The following is a 10584-nucleotide window of genomic DNA, read 5'->3' as shown; positions in this document are numbered from 1 at the left end:
CGCCGGCCGTGCCACCACGGCCGGACCACGTCCACCAGGGATCTCCGCTGACGATCAGCCGAGCGTCCAAAGTGTACGGCCGAAAAGGACACCGCGTCGAAGCGGTGCGGGAGGCCTCCCTGGAAATCCCACCCGGGGAGTTCTTCGGCCTGGTCGGCGAGTCCGGCTCCGGCAAGTCGACCCTCGGCCGGGTGGTGACGGCGCTCGAACCGCCGACTTCGGGAACCGTCACCTTCGGTTCCCACGGAATCGACTCCGCCGGGCTCACCGGGGGCGAACGGGCGTTCCGCCGCCGCGTCCAGCTCATCTTCCAGGACCCGCAGAGCTCGCTGGACCCCCGCCACACCGCCGCGCGGATCATCGCCGAGCCGCTGAAGGAGCTGACCCCGCTGCGCGGCGCCGAACTGGACCGCCGGGTCGCTGACCTGATCGACGAGGTCGGGCTGCCGAAGGACACCGCGGGAAAGCTGCCGTCGCAGCTGTCCGGCGGGCAGCGGCAGCGCGTCTCCATCGCGCGGGCGATCGCCGCCGGGCCCGAGCTGATCGTCGCCGACGAGCCGACGTCGGCCCTCGACGTGTCGGTGCAGGGCCAGGTGATGAACCTGCTGCTGGACCTGCGCCGCACCCGCACGCTCAGCCTGCTGTTCATCACCCACAACCTCAGCCTCGTGCTCTCGGTGGCCGACCGCGTCGGCGTGATGTACCGCGGCGAGCTGATCGAAACCGGGACACCCGACGAAATCCGCCTCTCCCCGCAGCACGGCTACACCCGGCGGCTGCTCGCCGCCAACCCCGACCTGCCCGCCCTCCCCCACACAGGATCGACGCGCCCATGAAGAGAACTCCCCTGCTCGCCGCCCTCATCGCCGCGGCCACCCTGCTCGCCGGCTGCATGGGCAGCGCCGGCACCACGCCGGCCGCCGACGGGCCGCCGGTCCGCGGCGGCAACCTCACCGTCGCCGTGCCCACCGATCCGCAGTCGCTCGACATGGTCGCCAACCCCGGCCAGGTGACCGCGCAGATCGGCAACATGATGTACGAGAAGCTGTTCGAGGTCGACCAGCACTTCGTCGCCCGGCCGATGCTCGTCGACACCTACACGATCAGCCCCGACCGGCTCGCCTACAGCTTCAAGCTGCGCCAGGGTGTCACGTTCCAGGACGGCAACCCGCTGACCGCGAACGACGTCGTCGCGAGCCTGCAGCGCTGGCAGAAGAGCCACCGCACCGGGCAGCTCGTCGCGCCGGACATCGCCGCCGTCACCGCGCCCGACCAGGCGACGGTGGCCATCGACCTCAAGCGGCCGCGCTACCCGCTGATCGACGAGCTGGCCGGCGCGGGCACCGAGATCTACGAGGCGAAGAACCTCTCCGGCCTGCCCGCCACCGGGTTCGGCCAGGACAAGGCGATCGGCACCGGCCCGTACCGGCTGAAGAGCTGGGACATCGGCCAGCAGCTGGTGCTGCAACGCTACGACGGCTACCGGTCGCGGTCCGAAGAGGACTGGGGCGGCCAGGCCGGCGCCAAGCACGCCTACCTCGACACCGTCACCTACAAGGTCGTCGGCGACCAGGATGCGCTGATCAACGGCCTGCAGACGGGCCAGTGGGACCACGCGATGCCGGCCAACGACCAGTACGAGCAGCTCAAGGCCAACCCGAACCTGGTGGTGCACAACCTCCCCGGCGGCAACGAGAACGTCGTCATCCCCAACTTCAACCCCGGCTCGAAGTTCGCCGACCCCCGGGCCCGCCAGGCGCTGAACCTGCTGCTCGACAAGCCGGCCATCAACGCGGCGACCGGCGGCAGCACGGACCTGACCATCGAGACCGGCGCGTTCGCCTCGCCGGACAACAAGGCGTCCTACTCGACCGCCGGTGAGTCCGTCTACCGGGAACACGACCCGGCCCGCGCGAAGCAGCTGCTCGCCGACGCCGGCATCACCACCGGGGCGACGATCCACATCGTCACCACGAACTCCTACCCCGAGTTCGGCAAGTGGGCCGTGCTCATCCAGGACGCGCTCGGCAAGATCGGGCTGCAGACCAAGATCGACACCTTCGACTTCGCCACCATGCTCGGCACCCTGACCAAGGACCCGGGCGGCTGGGACATCACGACGCTGTTCTTCGACTCGTCGCTGACCTCGCCCGCCCAGATGCCCGCGCTCACCCTCGGCACGCTGAACGGCTCGTCGTCGCCGGAGCTCGACGGGCTGTTGGCCGAGTTCAACGCCTCGGCCTCCCCCGAGCAGGCCAAGGCCGTGATCGACAAGCTGCAGGCGTTCACCTGGAAGCAGCTGTCGGTGATCACGTTGAGCCAGTCGAAGCTCTGGGCGGCCTACACGCCGCGGCTCAAGGGCTACGGCGACTTCTACCGGGTGTTCTGGAACTCCTGGCTGGCCGCATGACCGGGGTGCTGCTGCGCCGGCTGCGCGACCTGGTGATCATCCTGGTCATCGTCGGCACCATGATGTTCTTCGTCATCCGGCTGATCCCGGGCGATCCGGCCCAGGCCATCCTCGGCCCGACCGCGCGCCCGGCCGACGTCGCCGCGCTGCGCACCAGCCTGGGCCTCGACGGCTCGCTCTGGCAGCAGTACCTGAACTGGGCCGGGCACGTGCTGCACGGCGACTTCGGTACGTCGATCACCTACCACCAGCCGGTGCTCGACGTCGTCGCCGCGCACATCGTGCCGACGCTGACGCTGGCCGTGCTGTCGACGATCATCAGCTTCGTCCTGGCGGTGGCGATCACGGCGTGGCAGGCGGTGTCGCCGCACAACCTCGTGGCCCGCGCGCTCGACCGGCTGTCCTCGCTCGGGATGGCGATGCCGGACTTCTGGATCTCGCTGGTGCTGGTGCTGGTGTTCTCGGTGACGCTGCGGTGGTTCCCGTCCAGCGGCTACCACGACCTGCTCACCGACCCGGTGGCCGCGGTGCCGGCCCTGGTGCTGCCGGTGACCGTGCTCGTCATCGGGCAGACGGCGCTGTTCGTGCTCACCCTGCGCGAGAGCGTGCTGGGCGAGCTGCCGCTGGCCTACCTGCGGACCGCCCGCGTCAAGGGCCTGCCGGAGCGGCGGGTCATGCTGAAGCACGTCCTGCCGAACGCGCTGATGCCGCTGGTGACGCAGCTGGGCAGCAACTTCGCCATGCTCGTCGGCGGCATCGTGATCATCGAGTCGATCTTCGTGGTGCCCGGCCTCGGGCACCTGCTGATGGGGGCGGTGTCCACCCGCGACTTCCCGCTCATCCAGGGCGTGACGTTGTTCGTCGCGGTGCTGTTCGTGGTGGTCAACCTGCTGGTCGACCTCTCGTACGCGCTGCTCGACCCGAAGGTGCGTGTCGCATGAGCCTCGCCGTCGCCGAACCCGCCACGCCGGTGGACGCTCCCCCGCCGGGGCGCGCGTCCCGGGTGTTCCGGCGCAACCGGACCCTCGTCGTGTGCTCGGTCCTGCTCGGCCTGATCGTGCTGGCCGTGGTCGTGCTGCCGTTCTTCCTGCCGAGTGCCGGCGCGACCGATCCGGTGCACCGCCTGCTGCCGCCTTCGGGCGCGCATCCGCTCGGCACCGACTCGTTCGGCCGGGACGTGCTGGCCCGGCTGGTGTCCGGCGGGCGCGCTTCGCTGGGGCTGTCGGCGCTGATCACGCTCTGCGCGGCCTTCTCCGGCATGGTGATCGGCCTGGTCAGCGGCTTCTACCGGGCCGCCGACGCGGTGCTGATGCGGCTGATGGACGCGTGGATGTCGTTCCCCGCGATCATCCTGGCGATGGCACTGGCCATCGCGCTCGGCGCGAGCATCTGGACCGAGCTGATCGCGCTGACGGTGATCTTCACGCCGTTCACCGCCCGGGTGATCCGCAGCCGCGTGCTGGGCATCGCCGGGCGGCAGTACATCGGCGCCGCCCGCGTGTCCGGGATGAGCCGCGGCAAGATCCTGCTGGTGCACGTGTTCCCCAACGTGCTGCCGCTGGCACTGGTCCAGGTGGTGATCCTGGCCGCGGCCGCGATGCTCGTCGACGGCGCCATGAGCTTCCTCGGCCTCGGCATCGCCCCGCCCACGCCGACCTGGGGCAACATGATCGCCGAGGGCCGGTCGTACCTGGTCACTGCGCCGTGGCTGGTCGTCGTGCCCGGCGTGACGATCATGGTCTGCGTGCTGCTGCTCAACCTCATCGGCTCCGCGCTGCGGATCGCCGTCGACACCCGTGCCCGGACGCTCGGCGAGCTGCAGCGCCTGCGCCGGGCTTCGTGAGAAAGGACCTCCTTGACGCTCACCTCCCTCGCCGTACGCCGGTTCACCCCGGACGGGCCGGCCGCCGGGCCGCCGGTGCTGCTGCTGCACGGTTTCGCCTCGGACGGGCCCACGGACTGGATCAGCACGGGCTGGCCGTCGGCGCTCACCGCCGCGGGCCGTCCGGTGCTGGTGCCCGACCTGCCCGGCCACGGCTCCAGCCCGGCGCTCGCCGACGTCACGCCGAAGGCGATCGCCGGGGAACTCGCTCTCGCGGCCGGCCGAGTGTCCGAAGTGGACGTCGTCGGCTACTCGCTCGGTGCGCGGCTGGCGTGGGAGCTGCCCGCGGTGCTGCCGGTCCGGCGGCTGGTGCTGGGCGGGCTCAGCCCGCACGAGCCGTTCGCCGCGGTCGACGTCGAGGCCGCGCGGGCCTTCGCCGGCGGCGGGCGGCTGCCGGCCGACCCACTGACGGCGGCGATCGCCCGGATGATCACCGCGCCCGGCCGCGACCCGGACGCCCTCGCCCGGTGCATCGAAGGCCTCCGGCGGGAGCCGTTCACGCCGCGGGCCGGGACGGTCACCGTGCCGACCCGGTTCGTCGCGGGCCGGGACGACCCGGTAAGCCACGGCATCGAAACCCTCGTCCCCCTGGTGCCGGGCAGCGACCTCCTGACGGTGCCCGGCGACCACGGCGGCGCCCTGCGCGGCGCCCCCTTCCGCACCGCCGCCCTCACTTTCGTCACCACCCCCTGACCGCCTCGTGAGTGGTAAGGCGGGTTAGAACCCGCCTTACCACTCACGAGCGTTCACCAGGAGCCGTCGGGGTTGACGGCTTGGTCGAGGCGGAGGTGGTCGAGGGCCTCGCGGATTTCCGGGCCGTGCTCGCGGGCCAGGAGCAGCGCGCCGAGGTTGTCGGTCAGCTGTTCGGTGCGGGTGACTCCGAACAGGACGTTCGCCACCGGTTCGTACGCCAGGCAGAAGGCCAGCGCGAGCTGGGCGGGGGTGGCGCCGAAGTCCGCCGCGACGCGGCCGACCTCCGCGGACGCGGCCACGATGGCCGAGCGGATCCCGCCGACGTCCGCGCCGATCTTCCGGCTCGGGGAAGCATTGCCCAGCAGCACTCCGCCTTCGAAGACGTCGGACGCCTGCAGCGCCAGCCGCCCGCTCGCGAAGTGCTTGCGGTAGGGCTCGCCTTCGGCCATCGAGCGACGCGCGATCGAGTACTTGAGCTGGGCGAATTCCGGCGCCGGGAGACCTTCGCGATCCGCGAACCCCAGTGCCGCGTCCAGGTCCGCGGCGAGCCAGTTGTTGACGCCCCAGCCGCCGATCCGCCCGGCCCGGATCTGCTCCGCGACCTCGGTGACGACCCGCGGGACGTCCGGGCGCTCCCGGTAGTCCCCGACGACGACCAGGTCCGCGTACTCCGTGCCGATCCGGCCCAGCGAAGTCTCGAGCTGCTCGGCGAAGCCGCTGCGCGGGTAGTCCCAAAGCCAGAGTTTCCCGCACAGCACGTAGTCCTCGCGCGCGATCCCGGCCTTCCGCACGGCCTCGCCGAAGAGGATGTCCGTGCGCGAGTTCTCCGCGTGCGGGCCGAAGTCGTAGTGGGCGACGTCGAACAGCGTGACGCCGGCTTCGACGGCCGTCCGGAGCAGCCGGACGGCGTCGTCGAACGCCATCCGGTCCCAGGTGTTCCACGAGCCGAGGCCGAAGGCCGATCTTCCGAGCACGGGTTTTTTCCTTTCGCCGCAGCACATCTTTCATCTACGATTGTAGAATGAAAACACGGGTTGTGGTGGTCACCGGCGGCGCGAGCGGCATCGGCCGCGGGGTCGCCGAAGGATTTCTCGCCGCAGGCGACCGGGTGGTCCTGGCCGATGTGGACGCCCGGGCCGCGCACGACGCCGGTCGCGAAATCGGCGCCGGGCACGTCGAGCTCGACATCGCGGATCCCGCGTCGGTCGAGGCGGCGGCCGCCCGGGTGGCGGACCGGTTCGGGCCGGTGGACGTGCTGGTCAACAACGCCGGGCTGGCCGGGGGCGGTGGCCCGCTGACCGGCCTGGACCTCGCGGTGTTCGACCGGTGTCTGCACGTGAACTTCCGGGGGACGTTCCTGATGACCCGCGCGGTCGGCGCGCACATGGTCGCCGCCGGCACGCGAGGCGCCATCGTGAACATCTCCTCGATCGGCGCCCGACAGCCGACACCCGGGCTCGGTCACTACGAGGCCACCAAAGCCGCGGTCGACGCGCTGACCCGGTCCGCGGCACTGGAACTGGCGCCGCACGGGATCCGCGTCAACGCGGTCGCGCCCGGACCGGTGCTGACCCCCATGACGGCCGGTTTCGCCGCGGATCCGGCCGCCCGCGCGGCTTGGGAAGCACGAATCCCGCTGGGCCGCGTCGCCGCCGTCGAGGACGTCGTCCCGGCGGTGGTGTTCCTGGCCTCGCCCGCCGCCGGGCACATCACCGGGGTGAGCCTGGCGGTGGACGGCGGCCAGCTGCTCACCTGACTATCCCTTGTGGACGATCCGGCCGCCGGTCACGGTGAGCTCGACGGCGACCGACGGCAGGTCCGCCAGAGCGACCTCGATCGGATCGGCGGCCAGGACGCAGAAGTCGGCCACCTTGCCCGGTTCCAGGGACCCCTTCCAGGCCGAGGATCCGTCCTGTGCCGCGGCTTCGGTCGTGTAGCAGCGAAGCAGCCGTTCGGTCAGCGCGGGCGTGACGCCTCGTGCGCCCAGCAGCTCCCCGGCCGCCGCGAGGTGGACGCGCCAGTCGGGGGTGACGACCGGTGCGTCGCTGCTCAGCGTGAGCTGCACCCCGAGGTCGAGGACGTCCCGCAGCGGCCAGGCGGTGGCCGCGATGTCTTCGCCGAGCGCCGTGGCGACCGTCGGCCGCATCGCGGTGGCGATGGCGGGTTGCGTGGTCAGCCCGACGCCACGGGCCGGCATCCGCCGCAGCTGGGCCGGGGTGACCAGGTCGCCGTGCACGAGGTGGTCACCGGCCCGCAGGTGCTCGAGAGCGGTTTCGATGCTGCGTTCGCCGGTGGCGTGGACGCCGACGACGAGCCCGGCTTCGTGGGCCAGCGAGATCATCGCCGCCAGGTTGGCCGCGCGCCGGTCGTCGTCCGGGCCGTCGACGAGCAGGGCGCCGTGACTGCCGTCGGCGTAGCAGTGGTGGGTCCAGGCCGTGCGCATCGGCGGGATGCCGTCGGCGAAGATCTTGACACCGGTGACGGCCAGCCACTCCGGGTCCGCCGCCGGCACCGGGGTCGCCAGGCCGCGGGCGAAGTCCGGCAGCGAACTGGCGCCGTCGAGGAGACCGAACAGGCGCAGCACGGTGACCCGGGCCCGCAGCCGGCCTTCGCGGTGCAGGGCCGCGTACTCGTCGAGGACGTCCGCCGAGAAGCAGCCGGTCTCCCCCGGGCCGAGGCCGGGCTCGGTGTAGCTGGTGATGCCCAGCGCCGCGCAGACGTCGCCCGCCCGCAGGATCGCGGCCCGGCGGTCTTCCGCGGTGACCACCGGGGTTTCCTCGTGCGGCGCGCCGAGCAGCGGGTGCGGCCAGCGGGCGCCGAGCCAGGCCGCGTGCAGGTGGGCGTCGTTGATGCCGGGCAGCACCGTGCGCCCGGCGAGGTCCACGACTTCGGTGCCCGGTCCGATGTGGCCGGTCAGGTCGTCGCCGACCGCGGCGATCCGGCCACCGCGAACCGCGAGACCGGTGACCGTGCCCGCGGAGCCGAAGGTGTGCACCAGCCCGCCGTGGACCACCAGGTCCGCCGGGCGGATCCGTTGTGCCGTCATGGGTTCCTCCCGGACCTGGACTTTTTCTTCCACGACTGTAGACTAAAAAGATGGCCCTGCCCACCACCACGGAGGCCGCCGTTCTCACCGGCCACCGCGCCCCCCTCGAACTGCGTGAGCTCCCGCTTCCCGGCGAACCGGAGCCCGGCGCCGCGCTCGTCCGCCTGACCTGCACCACGTTGTGCGGCACCGACGTCCACCTCTGGTCGGGGCGGATGAGCCTCCCCGGCATGCTCCCGATGGTGCTGGGCCACGAGATGGTCGGCGAAGTCGTCGCCACCGGACCGGGCACCACCGACACGCTCGGCCGGGAGATCAAGCCGGGCGATCGCATCGGCTGGTCCGAGTCGACGTGCGGGAAGTGCCACGGCTGCACGATCCTGCGCGAGCCGGTCGCCTGCGAGCAGCGCGGCTACGGCTTCCTCCAGCGTGCCGACCGGTTCCCGTACGCCACCGGCGGCCTGGCCCGGTACTGCTACGTGACGCCCGGCGCGGCGAAGCTGCTGCTGCCGGACGACGTCCCGGACACGTGGGCGTCGATGTCCGGCTGCGCGGGCAAGACCGTGCTGCGCGCGGTCGCCCGGTCCGGCGGCATCCGTCCGAACGCGACAGTCGTCGTGCAGGGCGCGGGGGCGCTCGGCGTGTTCGCCACGGCGGTCGCCCGCCTGTGCGGTGCCGGGACGGTGCTCACCGTCGGCGGTCCCGGCGAGCGTCTGGCCGTGGCCGAACGGTTCGGGGCCACCGCGACCGTCGACGTCGAGTCCACTCCGGACGAACGCATCGAGCGGGTGCGCGAACTGACCGGCGGCCGCGGCGCCGACCACGTCTTCGACTTCGCGGGCGGCCCGACGATCGGCGAGGAGGCCGTCGCCTTCGCCGCCCAGCGCGGCACGGTCGCGCTCGTCGGGTCCACCGGCCCGGCGCCCGTCCCGGTGCCGCTGGGCACGGTGATGGGCAAGGAACTGACGCTCACCGGCTCCCTCAACGGCGACATCGCCGACTACCACCGTTCGGTCGGGTTCTTCCGCGCCTTCGCCGACCGGATGCCGTGGGACGAGCTGTTCAGCCCGCCGGTCGGGCTGGCCGGCGCGTCCGCCGCCGTCGAGTCGATGTCCCGGCTCGGCGAGCTCAAAGCCGTCATCGACCCCCGACTTCCCTAGGAGCGTTCCCGTGCCCATCCCCCAGCGCCGCATCGGCCGCGACGGCCCGCGCACTGGCGTGCTGTCCCTCGGCTCGTGGCACACCTACGACCGGATGGACTTCCGCGAGGCGGTTTCGCTGCTGCGGACCGCCGTCGACGCCGGGATCACGCTTTTCGACGTCGGGGTGTACGGCCTGCCCGGCAGCCCGCCGGTCTTCACCGACGTCCTGTTCTCGGCCATGGTCCGGGCCGCCGGCCTGCGCCGGGACGACTACTTGCTCTCGTCGAAGCTGTGGCTGGAGGGCTACCCGGAGCACAGCCTGCGCTCTCAGCTGGAGAACGCGTTCTTCCGTGCCGGTGTCTCGCACGCCGACCTGGTGATCCTCGGCGACCTCCGGCGCGCCGACACCGACCTGCACACCCTCGTCACCGACCTCGCCGAGCTGCACGACGCGGGGCTGATCGGGCAGTGGGGTGTCAACAACTGGTCGGCGTCGGCCATCAAGGCCGTCCACGGCTTCACGGCCGCGGACGGTGTCCCGGGCCCCGCGATCGCCCAGCTGAAGTACAGCGTGGCGCGGCGGTCCATTCCGGACGGTGACCCGTTCGCGTCGGTCTTCGGCCTCGGCGTTTCCCTCCAGGCGTCCGACGTCTTCGAAGGCGGAGTCCTGCTCGGGAAAGGCGGCCGCCAGGTCGGCCGGGACCCCGGTGACGTCCGGCAGCGGATCGCGGACTCGGCGGCGGACCTCGCGAAGGTGGCCGACAGCGTCGGGGCGACCCCGGCCCAGCTGTGCCTGGCGTTCACCCTCACGCACCCGGCGAACACGACGACGTTGTTCGGCGCCACGAGCGTGCGGCAGCTCGAGGACAACCTGAAGGCGGTCGCGCTGGCCGAGCGGGTGGGCGCGGCGGAACTGCGGGCGCTGGTGGAACCGTTCTGGGCAGACCGGGACGCCGTTGATCCGGAGGGGCCGTGAACCTCTCCGCCGAGACGCTCCCCGCGATCCGCGCGTCCTTCCGCAACCCCACACCGCCGGAGGCCATCGGCGACCGGGACATCACCTGGTCGGACCACACACTGGACGGCGGGGTCGTGGTCACGGTGCTGCAGCCCCGGCACCCACGGCCGGACGCCCCCGGGCTGTACAGCATCCACGGCGGCGGGATGGTGATGGACGACCGGTTCGCCGACCTGCCGCGGCTGGTGCCGTTGATCGAGGAGTTCGGGTTCGTCTGCGCCACGGTCGAGTACCGGCTCGCGCCCGAGCACCCGCACCCGGCGCCGCTCGAAGACTGCTACGCGGGCCTCGTGTGGTTCGCGTCGGCCTTCGGCTTCGAGCGGCTCGTCGTCGGGGGCGGCAGCGCGGGCGGCGGGCTCAGCGCCGGCGTGGCGCTGCTGGCCCGCGACCGCG

The 10584-nt window shown here is 72.2% G+C and carries 11 protein-coding genes; 9 read left to right on the top strand and 2 right to left on the bottom strand.

Features of this window, described 5'->3' with window-relative positions:
* The 5 genes from ACWEVN_RS42305 to ACWEVN_RS42285 form a co-directional block, all read left to right on the top strand.
* Positions 1–836, top strand: an 836-nt coding sequence (locus ACWEVN_RS42305; RefSeq protein ID WP_452055041.1) for an ABC transporter ATP-binding protein, incomplete at its 5' end; no start/stop codon positions are given.
* Complete coding sequence (locus tag ACWEVN_RS42300) at positions 833–2410, top strand: ABC transporter substrate-binding protein (protein WP_452055040.1); 1578 nt, start codon at positions 833–835, stop codon at positions 2408–2410. The genes ACWEVN_RS42305 and ACWEVN_RS42300, both read left to right, overlap by 4 nt.
* Positions 2407–3351 (top strand): ABC transporter permease, encoded by a 945-nt coding sequence (locus ACWEVN_RS42295; RefSeq protein WP_452055039.1) that lies wholly within the window; start codon positions 2407–2409, stop codon positions 3349–3351. The genes ACWEVN_RS42300 and ACWEVN_RS42295 overlap by 4 nt, the downstream gene beginning before the upstream one ends.
* Positions 3348–4253 (top strand): ABC transporter permease, encoded by a 906-nt coding sequence (locus ACWEVN_RS42290; protein WP_452055038.1) that lies wholly within the window; start codon positions 3348–3350, stop codon positions 4251–4253. Before ACWEVN_RS42295 ends, ACWEVN_RS42290 begins: the two co-directional genes overlap by 4 nt.
* Positions 4254–4265: 12 nt before the next feature.
* Positions 4266–4985, top strand: a complete 720-nt coding sequence (locus ACWEVN_RS42285; protein ID WP_452055037.1) for an alpha/beta fold hydrolase — start codon at positions 4266–4268, stop codon at positions 4983–4985.
* Positions 4986–5038: 53 nt separating this feature from the next.
* Here the strand turns inward: ACWEVN_RS42285 and ACWEVN_RS42280 are convergent, their stop codons facing one another.
* Positions 5039–5986 carry an aldo/keto reductase gene (locus tag ACWEVN_RS42280; RefSeq protein ID WP_452055036.1) on the bottom strand — a complete coding sequence of 316 codons (948 nt, stop codon included), beginning with the start codon at positions 5984–5986 and terminating at the stop codon, positions 5039–5041.
* A 20-nt stretch (positions 5987–6006) separates the two neighbouring features.
* Between ACWEVN_RS42280 and ACWEVN_RS42275 the strand changes: the two genes are divergently transcribed.
* Positions 6007–6741, top strand: coding sequence for an SDR family NAD(P)-dependent oxidoreductase (locus ACWEVN_RS42275; protein WP_452055035.1), 735 nt, complete (start codon positions 6007–6009; stop codon positions 6739–6741).
* Here the strand turns inward: ACWEVN_RS42275 and ACWEVN_RS42270 are convergent, their stop codons facing one another.
* The gene (locus ACWEVN_RS42270; protein WP_452055034.1) at positions 6742–8031 is read right to left on the bottom strand and encodes an amidohydrolase; all 1290 of its coding nucleotides are present in this window, start codon (positions 8029–8031) and stop codon (positions 6742–6744) included.
* A gap of 56 nt (positions 8032–8087) precedes the next feature.
* On the opposite strand from ACWEVN_RS42270, the gene ACWEVN_RS42265 reads away from it, so the two are divergent.
* The 3 genes from ACWEVN_RS42265 to ACWEVN_RS42255 form a co-directional block, all read left to right on the top strand.
* On the top strand, positions 8088–9191 hold the full coding sequence (locus tag ACWEVN_RS42265) for a zinc-binding dehydrogenase (RefSeq protein WP_452055042.1): 1104 nt from the start codon (positions 8088–8090) through the stop codon (positions 9189–9191).
* A 10-nt stretch (positions 9192–9201) separates the two neighbouring features.
* A complete protein-coding gene (locus ACWEVN_RS42260) occupies positions 9202–10149 on the top strand; it encodes an aldo/keto reductase (RefSeq protein ID WP_452055033.1) in 948 nt (315 codons plus the stop codon).
* A partial coding sequence (locus tag ACWEVN_RS42255) for an alpha/beta hydrolase (protein ID WP_452055032.1) occupies positions 10146–10584 on the top strand: 439 nt, incomplete at its 3' end. The genes ACWEVN_RS42260 and ACWEVN_RS42255, both read left to right, overlap by 4 nt.

Source organism: Amycolatopsis sp. NPDC003861 (assembly GCF_053605405.1).
This window is presented reverse-complemented; position numbering and strand designations above follow the sequence as displayed.

Excerpts from the sequence above, each read along its gene's own strand:
- ACWEVN_RS42300 (WP_452055040.1), top strand. The coding sequence starts at position 833 with ATGAAGAGAACTCCCCTGCTCGCCGCCCTCATCGCCGCGGCCACCCTG.
- ACWEVN_RS42295 (WP_452055039.1), top strand. The coding sequence starts at position 2,407 with ATGACCGGGGTGCTGCTGCGCCGGCTGCGCGACCTGGTGATCATCCTG.
- ACWEVN_RS42290 (WP_452055038.1), top strand. The coding sequence starts at position 3,348 with ATGAGCCTCGCCGTCGCCGAACCCGCCACGCCGGTGGACGCTCCCCCG.
- ACWEVN_RS42280 (WP_452055036.1), bottom strand. The coding sequence starts at position 5,986 with ATGTGCTGCGGCGAAAGGAAAAAACCCGTGCTCGGAAGATCGGCCTTC.
- ACWEVN_RS42275 (WP_452055035.1), top strand. The coding sequence starts at position 6,007 with ATGAAAACACGGGTTGTGGTGGTCACCGGCGGCGCGAGCGGCATCGGC.
- ACWEVN_RS42270 (WP_452055034.1), bottom strand. The coding sequence starts at position 8,031 with ATGACGGCACAACGGATCCGCCCGGCGGACCTGGTGGTCCACGGCGGG.